We start from the raw sequence: 18,323 nt of genomic DNA on the forward strand, positions 1-18,323 counted from the left end.
TCGTCGAGCCAATCGACTGCAACAATGAGGTTACCCTGATGAAATCGACCCCTTCGATATTGCTCCTGGCGACGGCGGCGATGATCGCGATCGGCACCGCCGGTCCGGCGCTGGCGGCCGACGTCTGCAATGTTCCCGCCGCAAAGGCCCAGAGCACGGACGCCCTGAAGGCCCAGCTCGAGAAGGACGGCTGGACCATTCGCAAGATCAAGCATCAGAAGGGCTGCTACGAGGCCTATGCCGTGAAAGGCAGCGCCAGGATGGAGAAACTCTTCGATCCGGCGACGCTGAAGATGCTCGACGTGGCGGCTGACTGAGGAGGCCGCGATGTCGGGCGAGGTCAAGGTCTGGGATCCGGTCGTACGCCTGTTCCACTGGGCGCTGGCGATTTCGATCGCCATCGCCTGGCTGACGGCGGAGGACATGCAATCGGTGCATCATGTCGCGGGCTATGTCGCCGCCGGGCTGCTTGCGGTGCGCATCGTCTGGGGCGTGATCGGGCCGCGTACCGCGCGCTTCTCGTCCTTCGTGCGGCATCCCTCGACGGTGATCGGCTATCTCTGTGATATCGCCGCAGGGCGGGAACGTCGGTTCCTCGGCCACAATCCGGCCGGCGGGGCGATGATCGTCGCCTTGATGCTGGCGATCGCGGCCCAAGCGACCATGGGCTACCTGCTCACCACCGATGCGTTCTTTGGCGTCGATTGGCTGGCCGAACTGCATGGCGCCTTCGCCTATGTGATCCTCGGATTGATCGGGCTGCATGTCGCCGGGGTCCTGATCGCCAGCGTTCGCCACCGCGAAAACCTGCCACTTGCCATGATCACCGGGCGGAAGCGCGGGCTCGCGGCCGACGAAATGGGCTGACGTCGCCAAGGAATCCCCTGCCAAATCTCGCCCACGGAGAAGCAGCAAGGGGGTCGTGGAGCGGCCGCCGGCACCCACGCCGGTTGGCCGCTCTCGTCCATTTTGGAAGACCCAAATTGCGTTCCGCGTTCCGCTCACGACAACGCAACTTCACCAACGCAATAAAAAAGGGGCGGCCGAAGCCGCCCCTGATCCTACCCCGCCGACAACGGTCAAGTTGTCGAGGGAACGTCCTCGTCACGGAGCTTGCCAGCAAGAGCGGCCGAGACCGCTGCGATGAACGCGCCGATCAGCAGGGCTACGAAGCCGAGCAGCATTGTCGTCGTCGCGGCCTTGCGGGCCGCATCGGCTGCTTCCTTGGCCTTCGTCTTGGCAGCCTCGACCTGAGCGAGCATGTCGTTGACCCGTTTCTCGGCGTCAGCTGCAGGTATTCCGGTCCGAGCAGCGATGAGCTGGGCCAGATAAGCCTTGTCCGCATCCGTCATCTCGCCATTGGCGATACTGGTCGCAACGATGCGTCCTGCCTCGGTGCGGACGTCGCCCTGATTGGTGGCCGGCGTGGTCGGCGGCAACTGATCGGAGACCGGGCGAAACAGCGTATCGACCAGATAGCCCGATGGATCGCTGATATTGCCAGCTGCCTGGGCCGCGCCCTGCGAAGCACCCTGCGCCGCGCCTGACAACACGGACGTGGTGGCCTGAACGCCGGTTGAAACCGTTCCGACGACTGCCGAGCCGACCAGAAGAGCAGCAATCAGCGTCGAGACGCACCAGGCAAGGAAGCCATGCGCCGTGTCGCGGAAAAACACCTCATCGGTGTGAACGCCAACCCAGCGCGTCCGCAGACGGCCGGTGACGTAACCGCCGAGCGCCGAGGCGAGCCACTGGACAATGACGAGCCAGATCGCTGCCGAGACGGCGAAGGTGCCAGCTGCGACACCCGCGTTCGACCAGGGTGAGACTGCGGCGAAGCCGAGGCCGGATCCGAGAACGAAGAGGCAAAGCGAAGCCGCCGAGGCCGCTGCCGCGCCGGCGAGAATAGCGCCCCATGATATCGCCGATTGCGACGATTCCGGCGCCGCTACGGGCGCCGATGTTGCAACGATGGTCATCGTATTCCCCTAGTGCCAGAAGAGGGCAAGGAGGATGATGATCGGAATCGGGATACCGAGCAGCCAGAGAAGAATTGAGCGACCCATTTGTCAGCCTCCACTAGTGAACCAGATGATCACTAAACGGCGGCGTCGCGGTTTTGGTTCCGACAAATGAAAAAGGGGCGCGACAACGCGCCCCCTCTCAAGCAACGGTCGCTGGCGCTATTCGGCCGCGACAAGACCGGGGACGGGAGCCTCGATCAGGACGGTCTCGTCGTCGAGATCGCCGTCGAGTGCGGCTTTCATCTGTGCCACGTCCAGCTCGCCTTCCCAGCGGGCGACGACCAGCGTGGCGACGGCGTTGCCGATGAAATTGGTCAGTGCGCGGCATTCCGACATGAAGCGATCGACGCCGAGGATTAGCGCCATGCCGGCGACCGGCACGGTCGGCACCACCGAGAGTGTCGCAGCGAGGGTGATGAAGCCAGCGCCGGTGATGCCGGCGGCGCCCTTTGACGACAGCATCGCGACGAGGAGCAGCAGCACCTGCTGTTCGAGCGAGAGATGCGTATTGGTGGCCTGTGCGATGAACAGCGCCGCCAACGTCATGTAGATGTTGGTGCCGTCGAGATTGAACGAATAGCCGGTCGGGACCACAAGGCCGACGACCGAGCGCTTGGCGCCGGCCTTCTCCATCTTCTCCATCAGCGAGGGCAGGGCGGCTTCGGACGACGAGGTGCCAAGCACCAGCAGCAATTCCTCCTTCAGGTAGCGGATCAGCTTCAGGATTGAGAAGCCGTTGTAGCGCGCCACAGCGCCAAGCACGATCAGGACGAACAGGATCGAGGTCAGGTAGAAGGTGCCGACCAGGAAGGCGAGGTTGACCACCGAGCCGATGCCGTATTTGCCGATGGTGAAGGCCATTGCGCCGAATGCACCGATGGGGGCAGCCTTCATCAGGATGGCGACGAGGCGGAAGATCGGAACGGTGAGCGCAGTCAGGAAGCGCGTCACCGGCTCGCCGGCCTCGCCGACCATGGCGAGCGCGATGCCGAACAGGACCGCGACGAACAGCACCTGCAGGATATCGCCCGAAGCCAGCGCATCGGCCATGGTGGTGGGGATGATGTTCATCAGGAAGCCGACGATCGTCTGGTCATGCGCCTTCTCGGCGAAGCTCTGGACGGCGGCGGGATCAAGGCTCGCCGGGTCGACATTGAAGCCGGCGCCGGGCTGCACGACATTCGCGACGATGAGGCCGATGGCGAGCGCGAGCGTCGAGAAGGTGAGGAAATAGGCCATCGCCTTGCCGACGACGCGGCCGACCTTGCGAAGGTCGTGCATCGCCGCGATGCCTGTCGTGACCGTGAGGAAGATGACCGGCGCGATGATCATCTTGACCAGCTTGATGAACGCATCGCCCAGCGGCTTCAGATCGGTGCCGAGTTGCGGATAGAAGTGACCGACGGCGATGCCGAGCGCGATCGCAGTCAGAACCTGCACATAGAGCTGGGCATAGAAGGGCTTGCGACGATGAACGTGCGCAGCTGATGGGATGCTGATGGCCATGGAAAGGTCCTCCTCCTCGTCCGGGTGAGACGGCGGCCCCGGACTGGTTCCTCCCGCAGCGGCGGCACTTTCTTCGCACACGCGCTTCGTCCCGTGGTCATAGCCGCAAGCGCTGTGCCATCCGTTTGAAACGGCAGAAATCCGCGATTTTGACGCCGACATCGTCGCGAGTTGTGCGAATTTCCGCACGAGGCGGATTTCCTAGTGCGGGATTTCGCACTAGGCTGCAGCGATGACCGTCTCAGGCATCCCGATCGCTGCCGCGCGGGGCTCGGCCCGGCTCTGGACCGCCGCCGGGCTGCTGTTCGCCGTGCCCGTTGTGAGCGCTGCGGTCATCGGTGCCGATCGCTACGGTCGCTCTCTCGCTATGGCCGACCTCGATGGGCGCGCCGCCTCGACCTTGCCGCTCGCCGCCACTGTGCTGTCGGGCGAGATTTCCAAGCAGCAGCTTCTCCCTGCCGTCCTCGCGGTCGACAGCGATGTGGTCGCCCTGCTTCGGTCCCCGGACGATCAGCGCGCGAGGGCGATGAGCGCCAAGCTCAAGGCGCTCGCAGCGGAGGCCGGCGCCAGCGTGCTCTATCTGGTCGGCCGCGACGGCATCACGCTCGCCGCATCGAATTTTGACGCGCCCGACAGCTTCGTCGGCAGCGACTATGATTTCCGCACCTATTTCACCGCGGCCATGGCCTCTGGGCGCGGGCTGCAATACGCGCTCGGCACGGTCAGCCGGCGGCCCGGCCTCTATCTCTCGCATCGCGTCGACGGCCCTCCGGGAGCGCTTGGCGTCGTCGTGGTCAAGGTCGAGCTCGACCGGGTCGAGGCCAATTGGCGCGAGAGCGGCTATACCGTCTACGCATTCGATCCGCAGGGGATCGTCCTCGCGACGAGCCGGCCGGATTGGCGCTTTGGTCTCCTCGCGCCGCTTGCCGACGAAGATGCGGCACGGCGGGCGTTGCAGCTTGGCGATACGCCGTTGACGCCCGTGCCGCTTAAGACCGACAGCGACGGATTTGTGCTGATCGGACCCGGTGATGCCCGCGCGCATTTCGCCGTCGCGACGGGCCCCGTCGGCGCGGTCGCGCCGGAATGGCGGATGACGGTTCTCGTGCCGGCGGACGCGGCGGTCGCTTCGACATCTCGCACGGCGATATCGATCGCGCTCGCCGCACTCCTTGCCGTGATCGCGGTTGGCGTCGCCGTTCAGCGGCGTCGCTTGTCGATCCGTCGGCGGCAGGCGGCGCTGAGCGCGATGAATACCGAGCTTGAGCGGCGCGTTCTGGAACGCACCGGCGAACTCAGCCACGCCAATACGGCACTCGCCGGTGAGATCGAGGTGCGCGAGGCGGCGGAGCAACGTGTGCGGCGGCTGCGCGACGAGCTCGCGCAGGCCAACCGGCTCTCGATTCTCGGGCAGATCGCGGCCGGCGTCGCGCATGAGATCAATCAGCCGGTCGCCGCCATTCGCGCCTATGCCGACAATGCCGGCCGGATGATCGAAACCGGTCGCACCGATCAGGCACGCGAAAACATGGGCGCGATCGCGCGGATGGCCGACCGGATCGGCGAGATCACCGGCACGCTGCGCGGCTTTGCGCGGCGCGCCACCAGCCCGATGGGACCGGTGCGTCTCGACGACGCGATCGAAGGCGCGCTGTCGCTGCTGGCCGGCCGCATCCGCGATAGCGGGGTCGCACTGGAGCGCCGGCGGGCAGCGCCGGATCTGATCGTGCTGGCGAGCCGCATCCGGCTGGAGCAGATCCTGGTCAACCTGCTTCAGAACGCCCTCGACGCCGTGAAGGGCCAAGCGGAGGGGCGGATTCTGATCAGTGTCGAGAGCGATGATGCGGCTGTCTTGGTTCGTGTCGCGGACAATGGGCCGGGCATCCCGGCCGATGTCGCCGAAACGCTGTTCATGCCCTTCGTCACCACCAAGGAAGCCGGCCTCGGCCTCGGCCTCGTCATCTCGAGCGAGATCGCGCGCGAATTCGGCGGCGCTTTGCGTTTTGAGCCGGGCGACGCGGAGGGCGCCGTTTTTGTCCTCGAACTGAGGCTCGCGCCATGAGCGACGCTGCGCCCGTTATCCTCGTCGACGATGATCCAGACATGCGCGCCGCGACGGCTCAAACGCTGGAACTCGCCGGCTATCGCCCGCAGGTTTTTGCGGCCGCAGCGCCGGCTCTCACTGCTGTCGATGCGGATTTCCCGGGCGTCGTCGTCAGCGATATCCGCATGCCCGGCCTTTCGGGCCTGCAGCTTTTCGAGCGCGTCCGATCGCTCGATCCGGATTTGCCGGTGATCCTCGTGACCGGCCATGGCGATGTCGAACTTGCGGTGGCCGCGTTGAAGGACGGCGCCTACGATTTCATCTCAAAGCCCTTCGCCAGCGACCGTCTGGTCGAGGCCGTGCACCGGGCGCTGGAGAAGCGCGCGCTGGTTCTGGAGAACCGGCGCCTGCGCGCGGCGGCAACAGGCGATGCGGACGACATCACCTTTCTCGGCGATGCGCCGGCGATGCGGCGGCTGCGCGCCACGATCCGCCAGATCGCCGACGCAGATGTCGATGTCCTCGTCGAAGGGGAGACAGGGTCGGGCAAGGAGGTCGTTGCCGAGCATCTTCATCGCTGGAGCCGGCGGGCCACGCGGCCGTTCGTGGCCCTCAACTGTGGCGGCATGCCGGAGAGCATCATCGAGAGCGAACTGTTCGGCCATGAAGCCGGCGCCTTCACCGGCGCTCAGAAGCGACGCATCGGGCGCATTGAGCACTCGGACGGCGGCACGCTGTTTCTCGACGAGATCGAATCCATGCCGCCGGGCCTGCAGGTGAAGCTGCTGCGCGTGCTTGAGACGCGGCGGATCGCACCGCTCGGGACGAACGAGGACCGCGCCGTGGATCTCCGTGTCGTCGCGGCCGCGAAAGTCGATCTGTCCGATCCCAATGCGCGCGGCGATTTTCGCAGTGATCTCTATTACCGTTTAAACGTCGTAACCCTCCGCGTCCCGCCGCTGCGCGAAAGGCGAGAGGATATCCCGCTGCTCTTCGGCTTCTTCCTCCGCCGCGCCGCGCAACGCTTCGGAAGACCGCAGCCCGATCTGACGGCCGCGGCGCGCACGCATCTCGAAACGCATGACTGGCCCGGGAATGTGCGCGAGTTGCTGCATTTCGCCGAACGCTACGCGTTGGGTCTCGATGACGAGGCGTCGCCTGTCATGCAGGATGTCGCGACGGCGGGCGAGGGCGGGTTGACCGAGCGCGTCGACCGTTTCGAGGCAGACCTCCTCCGTGCCGCGCTTCGCGAGAGCGGCGGCGATGTACGGACGACGATCGAGAGGCTGCGCCTGCCGCGCAAGACGTTCTACGACAAGCTGAAGCGGCACGGGATCACCCGCGCTGCGTTCGAGCCGGGAGATCCCGGCTGATCGCAGGGCGACTTGAGCCAAAGCCAAGTGCCACCGAGCCCAATGGGCGGGTGGCACTTGCCTTGGCCGAGATGTGAACGGGAGGCGGTGTCAGACCGCTGTCTTTGCCTTCGGCGCGCGTGTCTTCTTCGCTGTGGAGGTTGTGCCCTCCGGCGCTGCTTCAGCGGCGGCCGTGGCTTCGGGCGCGCTGCTGCCGGCTTCCGTTACGGTTGCTGGCGCCTCGCTATCGACTTTCTGCGTCTTCGACTTGGACGAAGCCTTGGCCTTCGGGGCAGCCTTTGCTGCGGCGGTCTTGGGCGCTTCTTCCTTCACGGCCTTGGCGCTCGCTGCCTTGCCAGGGGCCTTAGCCGCCTTGCCAGTTGCCGGTTTGTCGGCAGCAGCTTTCTTGACCTTCTTGGCCGGCTTGTCGCCGCCCTCGACTTCGGCGACCGCCATCAACCAGTGATCCCAGTCCCGCCCATGCGGTTGGCCTTCGGCCACCCAAATCTCATAGGCCCTGATACGGATCGCTTCGTCGCTCTTCCCTGGCATGGCATGCTCCTGTTCCATCGGCGCGGCTGTGACCACCTGCAACGCGCGGCAGTCGATCGAAGTTCCTCGACCTTATTGCGCGCGCAGAGTGTGCCACTGCTTCGTTACAGATTCGACGCCGAAATTTGTGCGTCATGCTGAGGCCACGACATCGTCGCGCTTCCAGCGGTCCAGCATGCTGCCAAGGCGGTCGAACGCGAGATCCGTGACCACCGCGAGCAGCCCGACGACAAGCGCCCCCTGAACGACATAGGCCGTGTTGAAGCCGCTGAGCCCGATGATGATCGGCAGCCCGAGCGTCTTGGCGCCGACCGTCGAGGCGATGGCCGCCGTGCCGATATTGATGATCACCGAGGTGCGGATGCCGGCGAGGATCACCGGCGCGGCCAGTGGCAATTCGATCTGTCGAAGGCGGCCGGCCGGGGTCATGCCGATGCCACGCGCCGCCTCGCGTGCGCCGGCTGGAACCTGCTCGATGGCAGCGACAGTCGCCTCCGTCACCGGCAGCAGCCCGTAGAGCGCCAGCGCGATCAGAGCCGGCATCGCGCCGAAACCGATGAGCGGCACGGCGATGGCGAGCACGGCGACCGGCGGGAAGGTCTGCCCGGTCGCCACCACGGTCTCCACCAGTGGCCGGAACTCGCGACCCGAGGGCCGCGTGACGAAGAGCGCGAGCGAAACGCCCACTAGAACAGAGATCGCGCTCGAAGCCGCAACGAGGCCGATATGTGAGAGAGTCAGGTTTATGAAGCTGTCCTGCTCGAACAGCGGTCGATCCTGATCCGGAAACAGCAGGGCAAAGACCGGCTTCAGCGCCGGCATGAAGACGACAAGCGCCACCAGCGCAATGCCGGTCCAGATCAGCGGATCTCGGAGCCAGCGCCTCACGTCGGCCCACCCGTGAGATCGGCAAGGCGGATCGCGCCTGCGAGCGTTCCGGACGGGCCGATGACTGGCAGGCGATCGATCCCGCGGGCGACGAAAAGGGACAGGGCATGGCGAAGGCTGGCGTCAGCGGCGATCGGCTCGCCTTCGGCCGTCTCGCCAGGGCGCATGCGGTCGCTGACGCGCTCGATCGAGAGAAGCTTGATGCCGATATCCTCGCGGCCGACGAAATCGGCGACGAAATCATTGGCCGGTTTTGTCAGGATCGCGCGTGGCGTGCCGGACTGCACGATACGGCCGCCGTCGAGAATGACGATGCGTGAGCCGAGGCGGATCGCCTCGTCGATGTCATGCGTCACGAGGACGATCGTCGTGCCGGAAGCCTTGTGGATGCGCAGCATCTCGGCTTGCAACGTGTCGCGCGTCACCGGGTCGAGCGCGCCGAAGGGTTCGTCCATCAGCAGGACGGATGGATCGGCCGCAAGCGCGCGCGCGACGCCGACACGCTGCTGCTGCCCGCCGGAGAGATGGCGTGGATAGCGGTCGCGAAAGCGCTCGGGCTCCAGAGCAAGCAGGCCGAGCAGCTCGGTCACGCGGTCGCGGATGCGGCTCTTCGGCCAACCGAGCAGGCGCGGCACGGCGCCGATGTTCTCTTCCACTGTCCAATGGGGAAAGAGCCCGATCGACTGGATCGCATAGCCCATGCGCCGGCGCAGTTGCTCGGGCGCGAAGGAGCGGATTTCCGCGCCTTCGAACAGGATGCGGCCGCGATCGTGCTCGATCAGGCGGTTGATCATCTTGAGCGTCGTCGTCTTGCCGGAGCCAGACGGGCCGATCAGCACGCAGAACTCGCCCTCGGCGACATGCAGCGACAGATCGTCGATCGCCGTCCAGTCGCCATAGGTCTTGCCGACATGTTCGAAGGTGATCATCCGGACCTCATCTTGAGCATGGTGACGGCAAGCTTCAGCGCGATGTCGGCGGTGATGGCGATGGCGACGAGCGGCACGACGCCCAGCAAGACGAGGTCGATTGCGCTGCCGTTCAATCCCTGAAAGATGATCGCGCCGAGGCCGCCCGCACCGATGAGCGCGGCAACGGCCGTGAGGCCGACAGCCTGCACGACGGTGACACGAAGACCCGCGACGACGACGGGCAGGGCGAGCGGCACCTCGACGCGTCGGAAGATCTGGGCCGGCGTCATGCCCATGCCGGTCGCCGCGTCGACCACGGAACCCGGCACCTGTTCGAGCCCCGCCGTGGTGCTTCTGACGATGGGCAGAAGCGAATAGAGCGTCAGGGCAATGATCGCCGGCGTTGCGCCGATGCCGGAGATGCCGATCCGTCCGAGGAGGGGCGCGAATGCCACGAGGCCGGCGAGCGGCGCGATCAGGAGGCCGAACAGCGCGATCGACGGGATCGTCTGGATGATGTTGAGCACGGCGAAGACCGGTCTCCGCAACCGCGCGCGGCGATCGAGCAGGACGCCGAGCGGCAGGCCGATGCCAAGCGTCGGCAGAAGCGTTGCGCCGACGATGGCGAGATGCGTCGCCACCGCGGTAGCGAAGACACTTCGCCGGTTGGCATATTCCTTCATGATTGAAAGCTGGTCGATCGCGCCGCCACCAATCACCGCCAGGATCGGCAGGATCAGCACGGCGCCGATCGTGATGCGCGCCGCCGGATTTGAAATGCCGCGCTGGAGCGCGTCGGCCGCCGCGAGCGCAGCCATTGCCTCGATGAGCCAGAAGGCACCACCGAAGGACGTGCGCGCCGATGGCGTTGCCGTGTCGGCAAGACGGATCGCCACGTCGCCGGCCAGCCAGAGCAAGGAGGCGGCGAGCGCAGCGGCCGAGACGGCGAGAACCAGATGCACCGCACGGCTCTGCGGCAAGAACGGGCCAACGACGAGCGGGAGCGCAGGCAAAAGCGCCATCCACCGGCCCGCGCCGAGCACGATAGCCCAGCTGACGGCCTGGCCCGAAAGCAGCCGGTTGGGCGCATGCGTCACGAAGGCAAGGCCGGCCGCCGCGGCCAAGCCGACAGCGACCAGCAGCAGGAGCACGCGGTTCTTCAACATCCGCGTTTCCGCGCTTTCGTTATTTCAGGAAGCCCTTTGACTTCAGGTAGTCCGAAGCAACCTGGCCGGCATCCTGGCCATCGACGGCGATCTTCGCATTGAGGCCCTGCAGGGTCGGCGCGTCGAGGGACTGGAAGACAGGAGCGAGCAGATCCTTGATCTGCGGATAGTCCTTCAAGACTGCCTCGCGGATGATCGGAGTCGGCGCATAAACCGGCTGTACACCCTTGTCGTCGGCCAGCGCGACGAGGCCGAGCGCGGCCAGGGCGCCGTCCGTGCCATAGGCGAGGGAGCCGTTGACGCCGGATGTCTGTTCCGCCGCAGCGCGGATGAATGTCGTCGTATCGCCGCCGGCGAGGGTCACGATCTGGTCCGGCCCGAGCTTGAAGCCATAGGCAGTCTGGAACGCCGGCAGAGCCGCCGGGCTCTCGACGAATTCAGCCGACGCGGCGATCTTGAACGTGCCGCCGCCGTTCAGCCATTTGGCAAAATCCTCAAGCGTCTTCAGATTGTTGGCATCGGCGACATCCTTGCGGACCGCGATCACCCATGTGTTGTCGGCCGGGGCGGGCGTCAGCCAGACGATCTTGTTGGCGTCGTAATCGAGAGCTTTGACCTTCTCATAGCCTTCCTTGGCGTTCTTCCAGACCGGATCGCTGTCGATCGAGAAGAAGAACGCGCCGTTGCCCGTATATTCCGGATAGAGATCGACCTCGCCGGCAGTGATGGCGCCCCGGACGATCTTGGTATTGCCGAGCGAGACCTTGTTGACGGTAGGAATGCCGTTGGCCTCAAGGACATCGATAATGATGTTGCCGAGGAGCGCGCCCTCGGTATCGATCTTGGAGCCAACGCGGACGGGGTCGGCCGCTTGGGCAAGCGTCGCGCCCATCAGCGTTGCCATGGTTGCCGCGATCAAGGCGCGGCGATTGAGGATGGCGATCATGCTTCGTCTCCTTCAAGGGCCGCTCTGGAGCGGCGATTGATGCGATGGGTATGAATGACGCGCTCGGCCCAGCCCCCCAGGGTTGGGCAAAAAAACCGAATTTCAGGAACTGTACCCTATTCGTTCTTCGTGGTCATCGGCAATTGGAGCTCGATTTATTGCGTTCTTTCTCGGTGCGGTGGTTCGGCGTTGCCCCAATTGCGTCGAATTGCGAACGCTGTTGCCGAGCCCTCATTTCGTTCGCCCTCGCGGCTCAGCGCGCATTGGCGTTAGGAACCCGTCGCGTATAGGCTTTGAACGGTATCACTCAACTGCCGCGAGCCCCACTTGCCTTTCTCGACCGCGAAACAGCTGCGTCTCAATCTCGATGTCACCCGTCTCGTCGCATTGATGGGCATGCTGGGCATCCTGCTGACGCTGGCGACGACGGCATATCTGGCGCAACGCGAATATCAGCAGCGCTTCCGGGACGCCAAAAACGAGCTGGTGACGGAAGCCTTTTTTCTCTCGGACCATGCCAATCGGCTGTTCGAAGTTGCGATGATCGCGCTCTCCAGCGCTCGCTCGCTCGCCGCGGGCCGGAGTTGGGACGATATCGCCAACAATCCGCAACTGGCGCGACAGTTCCGCGATCTTGCGAGTGCGATTCCCTATATCGAGGATGTCTGGCTGAACGATTCGACCGGTCAGCTCCGCGCGACATCCTTTGCCTTTCCCGCCCCGAAGTCGGACGCCTCGGATCGCGAGAATTTCAAGGCATCGCAACTTCCGGTCGACGAACTGTTTGTCGGGCCGCTGATCCGCGGCAAGGTCACGCGGCGGCCGACATTCCTGCTCTCCAACCGCATGCAGACCGCGGATGGCGGGTTCAACGGCATGGTCTCGGTTACGGCGGACCTCGCTTATTTCAGCGACTATTGGCAGGGCGTGGCGCTCCCCTATGATGCGCGAGTCACGATTACCCGTGTGCCGACGCTGGAGGTGCTGGCCGAATTCCCCGAGCGTAGCGAGCGGCCGGCAACGCCCGAAGGGCTTGGCAAGAGCGTCGCCTACGCGCCGGGCGATGGCGAATATGCCTCCGAAGGCCCGAATGGCCGCTTTGGCGCTTTCCGCAAGGTCGGCGACCATCCGATCTATCTGACGGTCGATATCTCTGATGCTGCTGTTGTCGCCGGGTGGAAGTCGTGGCTCGCCAACATCCTCCCGGTGCCGGCCATCGCGATCGCGCTGTTCGGCGTCCTGAGCTGGCTGGCGATCCGGGATTCCCGGATGCGGCACGCTTCGCAACTGTCGCTGGCTGCCGCCAACGAGGGTTTGCTGGTTGAGATGAAGCGCCGCGAATCCGCCGAGGACCAGCTTCGCCAACTGCAGAAGATCGAGGCGATCGGTCAATTGACGGGCGGAATCGCACATGACTTCAACAACATGCTGGCGATCATCGTCGGCAGCCTCGGGCTGATGGAGAAGCGTCTGAAGCGCGGCGAACGCGACATCGAGAAATATTTGACGTCAGCTCAGGAAGGCGCCAGCCGGGCCGCCGCGCTGACGCAGCGGCTGCTCGCCTTCGCGCGCAAGCAGCCCCTTGCGCCTCAGACGATCGACCCGAACCGCTTCGTCGCCGGCATGTCGGATCTGCTGCAGCGGACGCTGACCGAGTCGATTCGCATCGAAACGGTACTCGCCGCCGGGCTCTGGAAGGTTCGTGTCGATCCGGCCCAGCTTGAGAACGCGCTCCTCAACCTTTCGGTCAATGCGCGGGATGCCATGCCGCAGGGTGGACGGCTCACGATCGAGACGGCGAATGCGAGCATCGATCCGGCTTATTCGGCGGCAAACGGCGATGTTCCCGCCGGACAATATGCGATGATCGCGGTGACCGACACGGGCACGGGCATGCCGCCCGAAATCATCAAGCGTGTCTTCGAACCCTTTTTCACGACCAAGGGAATCGGCAAGGGCAGCGGCCTCGGCCTGTCGCAGGTCTATGGCTTCGTTCGCCAGTCCGGCGGGCAGGTCACGATCTATTCCGAGCTTGGCCAGGGCTCGACGGTAAAGATCTACCTGCCGCGCCATTACGGGGTCGATGCCGAATTCGACAAGGATCAGCCGGCAGTCGATGGCCGGCCGACGGGCTCGCCCGACGAGGTGATCCTTGTGGTGGAGGACGAGGCCGGCGTGCGGCAGCTCAGCGTCGAGGCGTTGCGCGATCTTGGCTATACGGTCATCGATGCCAGCGGAGCCGGCCGTGCGCTGGAGCTGATCGAAACCAACTCGCGCATCGATCTCCTGTTCACCGACATCATCATGCCGGACATCAACGGAAGAGAACTCGCCGATCGGGCGCGGGCGCTGCGGCCGCTGATGAAGGTGCTGTATACCACCGGCTACACGCGCAACGCAGTGGTGCATAACGGCCTCCTCGATCCGGGTGTCCGCCTGCTTGGCAAACCCTTCTCGATCGATCAGCTTGCGGCCAGCGTCCGGGCCGCGCTCGATTCCTGACGGCGGCGCGCGCCGCCGCAGGCGACGCCTCGGGGAGGGGCGCCGTGATGGCAGACAAGACCTTCGCCATGCCTTCCATTCTCAATCGCTATTTCATCTTTGCCGCCTGCCTCCTGCTCGCGCTCGTCTTTCTGACGCTGGTGATCGCAACCGGGCGCGGCTTCCTGCCACTCGCGATCTTCGCCGCGCTCGGTCTTATCGGCATTCGCGACCTCATCCAGACGCGCCACGCCATCCTGCGCAATTATCCGGTGATCGGACATATGCGCTACCTCTTCGAGGAGGTGCGGCCGGAGCTCAGGCAATATCTCTTCGAGGATGATCGCGACGAAGTGCCCTTCTCGCGCACGCAGCGATCGCTCGTCTATCAGCGGGCCAAGAACGAGCCGGACCAAAGGCCATTCGGCACGCTGCTCGATGTCTATGGCGAGCGCTACGAATTCATGGGGCATTCGGTGCGCCCTGTCCCGGTGCCAGATCCGGCGAGCTTTCGCGTGCCGATCGGCAACGAACAGTGTGACCAGCCCTACGACGCGTCGGTTCTCAACATTTCGGCGATGAGCTTCGGCGCCCTGTCAGCCGCCGCGATACGAGCGCTCAACAAGGGCGCGCGCGAGGGCGGCTTCGCGCATGATACCGGCGAGGGCAGCATCAGCCCCTATCACGAGGAGTTCGGCGGCGATCTCGTCTGGCAGGTGGCGAGCGGCTATTTCGGCTGCCGCAAGGACGATGGCAGCTTCGATCCGGACAAGTTCGCGGCCCGTGCCGCAAGCCCGCAGGTCAAGATGATCGAGCTGAAGCTCAGCCAGGGCGCGAAACCAGGCCATGGCGGCATCTTGCCGGGCCACAAGGTCTCGGCCGAGATTGCCCGCGTCCGGGGCATTCCCGAGGGCCGCGACTGCATCTCGCCGGCGCGCCATTCGAGCTTCGATACGCCGCTCGGCATGATGCGGTTTCTCGCGGAGCTTCGCCGTCTTTCAGGCGGCAAGCCGGTTGGCTTCAAGCTCGCCCTCGGCCATCCATGGGAATTCATGAGCATCGTCAAGGCGATGCTGGCGACGGGGATCGTGCCGGATTTCATCGTGGTCGACGGTGCCGAGGGCGGCACGGGCGCCGCACCGGTCGAGTTCACCGATCACATCGGCATTCCGATGCATGAGGGCCTGCTGCTGGTCCACAACACGCTGGTCGGCGCGGGTCTCAGGCCTCAGGTCAAGATCGGCGTCGCCGGCAAGGTGATCTCGGCCTTCGATATCGCATCCTGCCTCGCGACCGGAGCCGACTGGGTCAATATGGCCCGCGGTTTCATGTTCGCGATCGGCTGCGTCCAGTCGCTGTCCTGCCATACCAACACCTGCCCGACAGGCGTTGCGACGCAGGATCCGCTGCGTCAGCGCTCGCTCGTCGTTGCCGACAAGGCCGAGCGGGTTGCGGCCTTCCATCGCCATACGCTCGCGGCGCTCGCCGAGATGCTCGCCGCCGCGGGTCTCAGCCACCCCGCGCAACTCGCGCCGCATCATCTTGCGCGCCGCGTCACGCCAACGGAAATCCGCCTGCTGTCGCAGCTGCACGTTTTCCTGAAGCCGGGCGAACTGTTAGAGCCCGCCGCGAAGGAGGGCTTCTATCAGACCGTCTGGGCGCGGGCGCAGGCCGAAAGTTTCGACGCGCTGCCCGTATAGTGTCGTCAGCGAAGCGCTTGCACGATGTCGGCGATGAGGTCGTCGGCCTCCTCGATGCCGGCGGAGATGCGGACGAGCGAATCCGAGATGCCGATCGCGGCACGTTGGTCGGCCGGGATCGAAGCATGCGTCATGGTGGCCGGATGCTCGATCAGGCTTTCGACGCCGCCGAGGCTTTCGGCGAGGGCGAACAGCTGCACCCGCTCCAGGAAGCGCTTCGTCGCGGCGAGATCGCGGTCGAATTCGACGGTGATCATGCCGCCGAAGGCATGCATCTGCCGCCGGGCGAGATCATGCTGCGGATGGCTTTCGAGACCCGGATAGCGGACGCTCTTCACATCGGGCCGCGCTTCCAGGAAGCGGGCGATCGCCATGCCGTTTTCCGAGTGCCGCTGCATCCGGAGCGCCAGGGTCTTCAGGCCACGCAACGCGAGAAAACTGTCGAACGGGCCCGAGATCGCGCCGACGGCATTCTGCAGGAATTTGATCTTCTCGGCGAGGTCGGCACGCGAGCCCACAACGACCGAACCGCCGACCATGTCAGAATGGCCGTTCAGATACTTGGTCGTCGAATGCACGACGATGTCGATGCCGAGTTCCAGCGGGCGCTGGATATAAGGGCTGGCGAAGGTGTTGTCCGCGACCGCGATGACATTGTGTCGGCGCGCGATGGCGGCGACGCCCTCGAGATCGACGATGCGCAGCATCGGGTTGGTCGGCGTCTCGACCCAAAGCATCTTTGTTTCCGGACGGATCGCCGCTTCGACTGCGGCGAGGTCCGTGAAGTCGACAAAGGAGACGTCGAGACCGGCGGAGCGCTTGCGCACGCGCTCCAGCAGGCGAAACGTGCCGCCATAGATGTCGTCGGTCGCGACGATGTGGTCGCCGCTGTCGAGCAGCTCGAGCGTCGTGGAGATCGCAGCGAGGCCTGACGCGAAGGCAAATCCGGCACTGCCGCTTTCGAGATCCGCGATCGCCCGCTCGAAAGCGAAGCGAGTCGGGTTCTGCGAGCGGGCATATTCGAAGCCCTTGTGGACGCCCGGGCTTTCCTGCGCATAGGTCGAGGTGGCGTAGATCGGCACCATCACCGCGCCCGTCAGCGGATCGTGACTCTGGCCGCCATGGATAGTGCGGGTGGCGAAGGCGAGGCGGTTCGAGCGTTCAGATGCGGTCAAGGCGAGAGCCTCAGATGGTTGATGAGATCGACGCGGGTGATGAGGCCGACGAATTCGTCGTCGTCCATGACGATCGCGACTTCGTTTCGCTCGAAGATCGGCAGCAACGCGTCGACGGGCGCTGTCGAGGGAACGGTGTGGAGATGGGTGACCATCGAATCCGCGACAGCCGCACTGAATTTGCCGGGCTCGCCCTGGCGCAACCGTCCAAGGCCCGCGAGAACGTCGCTCTCATCGAGGATGCCGACGAGACGGCCATCCTCGATGACTGGCAATTGCGAGACATCGGCACCGCGCATCCGGCCATAGGCGGTCGACAGTGTATCGGCCGGCGACACGGTGACCGTGCCGCCTTCGGCGTGCGAGCGCGCGACGAGATCGCGGAGATTGCCGTGTTTCAGCCGCTCGGCGAGCCCCTGCTCAGCGACCCAGACATCGTTGAAGACCTTGGAAAGGTATTTGTTGCCGCTGTCGCAGACGAAGGTGACGACGTTCTTTGGTTCGGTCTGCTCCCGGCAATAGCGCAGCGCCGCCGCGAGCAGAGTGCCTGATGACGAGCCGGCCAGGATGCCTTCCTGGGCCAGAAGCGCGCGTGCGGTCGCGATGCTTTCGCGGTCGGTAATCGTGAAGGCGCGCGCGACCAGCGAGAGATCGGCATTCGGCGGTACGAAATCCTCGCCAATACCTTCTACCGCCCAGGAGCCCGCCTCGATCATCTGGCCGGTCTCGATCAGCGGCGCCAGCACCGAGCCCTTCGGATCGGCGAGCACCATCCTGGTCTTCGGCGACGCGCGGCGGAAGAAGCGTCCGAGACCCGACAGCGTGCCGCCCGAGCCGACGCCGACCACGACTGCATCGACGTCGCCTCCAAGCTGTTCCAGGATTTCGGGGCCGGTCGTCGTCTCGTGCGCCAGAGGGTTGGCGGGATTGCCGAACTGGTTCACGTAAAAACCGCCGGTCTCGGCAGCAATGCGCTCGGCCATGTCCTGGTAATATTCGGGATGACCTTTGCCGACGTCGGATCGCGTCGTGCGCACATCGGCGCCGAGGGCACGCAAATGCTGCACTTTCTCGCGCGACATCTTGTCGGGAACGACCAAGATGAGATGATAGCCTTTTGGCAGGCCGACCTGGGCGAGCCCAAGGCCGGTATTGCCGGCCGTTGCTTCGACGATCGTCCCGCCTGGCTTCAGGCGGCCATCGCGCTCGGCGGCGGCGATCATCGAAAGGGCGATGCGATCCTTGATTGATCCGCCGGGGTTCTGGCTCTCGAGCTTGACGAAAAGGCGGCAGAGTCCGGTGTCGAAGGTCGTCAGCTCGACGATCGGCGTGCGGCCGATCAGATCGAGGCTGGAGCGCACAGGCGGCGGCAAAGGCAGCGCGACATCGCTCCGGGAGTTTGTCATCATCCTGCCTCCGGCACGGGAAACCTTGCCTTCATCTAGTGGGAAGGCCGAGCCCGCTCAAGGGCAGGATATCTCCATCGGACGCAAGCGCGCGGAATGATTTTCCGCTGCACGGCATATAGGGCACGCCCCCGGCAATCGATCAGCCTATAGGGCGGCTGCACGCGCAATT

Annotated in this window: 15 protein-coding genes; 6 read left to right on the forward strand and 9 right to left on the reverse strand. The window is 65.0% G+C overall.

Annotation, left to right across the window (positions count from 1 at the left end):
- Window positions 1-38 precede the first annotated feature (38 nt).
- Entirely contained in the window at window positions 39-317 is a 279-nt protein-coding gene (locus BUB39_RS06750) for a PepSY domain-containing protein (protein ID WP_084526944.1), read from the forward strand.
- Window positions 318-327: 10 nt separating this feature from the next.
- A complete protein-coding gene (locus BUB39_RS06755) occupies window positions 328-867 on the forward strand; it encodes a cytochrome b/b6 domain-containing protein (protein ID WP_073052179.1) in 540 nt (179 codons plus the stop codon).
- Between the two features lie 212 nt (window positions 868-1,079).
- On the opposite strand, the gene BUB39_RS06760 is transcribed toward BUB39_RS06755, so the two are convergent.
- Window positions 1,080-1,979: a hypothetical protein gene (locus BUB39_RS06760; protein WP_073052180.1), complete on the reverse strand. Its 900-nt coding sequence runs from the start codon at window positions 1,977-1,979 to the stop codon at window positions 1,080-1,082.
- Window positions 1,980-2,183: 204 nt separating this feature from the next.
- Window positions 2,184-3,530 carry a dicarboxylate/amino acid:cation symporter gene (locus BUB39_RS06765; RefSeq protein ID WP_073052181.1) on the reverse strand — a complete coding sequence of 449 codons (1,347 nt, stop codon included), beginning with the start codon at window positions 3,528-3,530 and terminating at the stop codon, window positions 2,184-2,186.
- 232 nt (window positions 3,531-3,762) lie between these two features.
- On the opposite strand from BUB39_RS06765, the gene BUB39_RS06770 reads away from it, so the two are divergent.
- Together BUB39_RS06770 and BUB39_RS06775 are read left to right on the forward strand one after the other, a co-directional pair.
- Entirely contained in the window at window positions 3,763-5,592 is a 1,830-nt protein-coding gene (locus tag BUB39_RS06770) for a sensor histidine kinase (RefSeq protein ID WP_073052182.1), read from the forward strand.
- Window positions 5,589-6,947 (forward strand): sigma-54-dependent transcriptional regulator, encoded by a 1,359-nt coding sequence (locus tag BUB39_RS06775; RefSeq protein WP_073052183.1) that lies wholly within the window; start codon window positions 5,589-5,591, stop codon window positions 6,945-6,947. Before BUB39_RS06770 ends, BUB39_RS06775 begins: the two co-directional genes overlap by 4 nt.
- Before the next feature lie 90 nt (window positions 6,948-7,037).
- Here the strand turns inward: BUB39_RS06775 and BUB39_RS06780 are convergent, their stop codons facing one another.
- The 5 genes from BUB39_RS06780 to osmF all read right to left on the reverse strand — a co-directional run bounded on the left by BUB39_RS06780 (window position 7,038) and on the right by osmF (window position 11,380).
- Window positions 7,038-7,478: a DUF2934 domain-containing protein gene (locus BUB39_RS06780; protein ID WP_073052835.1), complete on the reverse strand. Its 441-nt coding sequence runs from the start codon at window positions 7,476-7,478 to the stop codon at window positions 7,038-7,040.
- 132 nt (window positions 7,479-7,610) lie between these two features.
- Window positions 7,611-8,366 (reverse strand): ABC transporter permease, encoded by a 756-nt coding sequence (locus BUB39_RS06785; RefSeq protein ID WP_073052184.1) that lies wholly within the window; start codon window positions 8,364-8,366, stop codon window positions 7,611-7,613.
- A complete protein-coding gene (locus BUB39_RS06790; RefSeq protein WP_073052185.1) occupies window positions 8,363-9,295 on the reverse strand; it encodes an ABC transporter ATP-binding protein in 933 nt (310 codons plus the stop codon). Before BUB39_RS06790 ends, BUB39_RS06785 begins: the two co-directional genes overlap by 4 nt.
- Window positions 9,292-10,443, reverse strand: a complete 1,152-nt coding sequence (locus tag BUB39_RS06795; RefSeq protein WP_073052186.1) for an ABC transporter permease — start codon at window positions 10,441-10,443, stop codon at window positions 9,292-9,294. Before BUB39_RS06795 ends, BUB39_RS06790 begins: the two co-directional genes overlap by 4 nt.
- 19 nt (window positions 10,444-10,462) lie before the next feature.
- A complete protein-coding gene (osmF, locus tag BUB39_RS06800) occupies window positions 10,463-11,380 on the reverse strand; it encodes a glycine betaine ABC transporter substrate-binding protein OsmF (protein ID WP_425292897.1) in 918 nt (305 codons plus the stop codon).
- 336 nt (window positions 11,381-11,716) lie between these two features.
- Here osmF and BUB39_RS06805 point away from each other — a divergent pair, with 336 nt between their 5' ends.
- Both BUB39_RS06805 and BUB39_RS06810 read left to right on the forward strand, forming a co-directional pair.
- Window positions 11,717-13,891 (forward strand): hybrid sensor histidine kinase/response regulator, encoded by a 2,175-nt coding sequence (locus tag BUB39_RS06805; protein ID WP_244540166.1) that lies wholly within the window; start codon window positions 11,717-11,719, stop codon window positions 13,889-13,891.
- Between the two features lie 47 nt (window positions 13,892-13,938).
- Complete coding sequence (locus BUB39_RS06810; protein WP_210187040.1) at window positions 13,939-15,570, forward strand: FMN-binding glutamate synthase family protein; 1,632 nt, start codon at window positions 13,939-13,941, stop codon at window positions 15,568-15,570.
- Between the two features lie 5 nt (window positions 15,571-15,575).
- Here the strand turns inward: BUB39_RS06810 and BUB39_RS06815 are convergent, their stop codons facing one another.
- Together BUB39_RS06815 and BUB39_RS06820 are read right to left on the reverse strand one after the other, a co-directional pair.
- Window positions 15,576-16,745: a cystathionine gamma-synthase gene (locus tag BUB39_RS06815; RefSeq protein ID WP_073052188.1), complete on the reverse strand. Its 1,170-nt coding sequence runs from the start codon at window positions 16,743-16,745 to the stop codon at window positions 15,576-15,578.
- Window positions 16,742-18,154, reverse strand: coding sequence for a pyridoxal-phosphate dependent enzyme (locus BUB39_RS06820; protein WP_244540167.1), 1,413 nt, complete (start codon window positions 18,152-18,154; stop codon window positions 16,742-16,744). Before BUB39_RS06820 ends, BUB39_RS06815 begins: the two co-directional genes overlap by 4 nt.
- Window positions 18,155-18,323 lie beyond the last annotated feature (169 nt).

The sequence above is a fragment of the Kaistia soli DSM 19436 genome, from assembly GCF_900129325.1.
In the GTDB taxonomy this organism is placed as follows: Bacteria; Pseudomonadota; Alphaproteobacteria; order Rhizobiales; family Kaistiaceae; genus Kaistia; species Kaistia soli.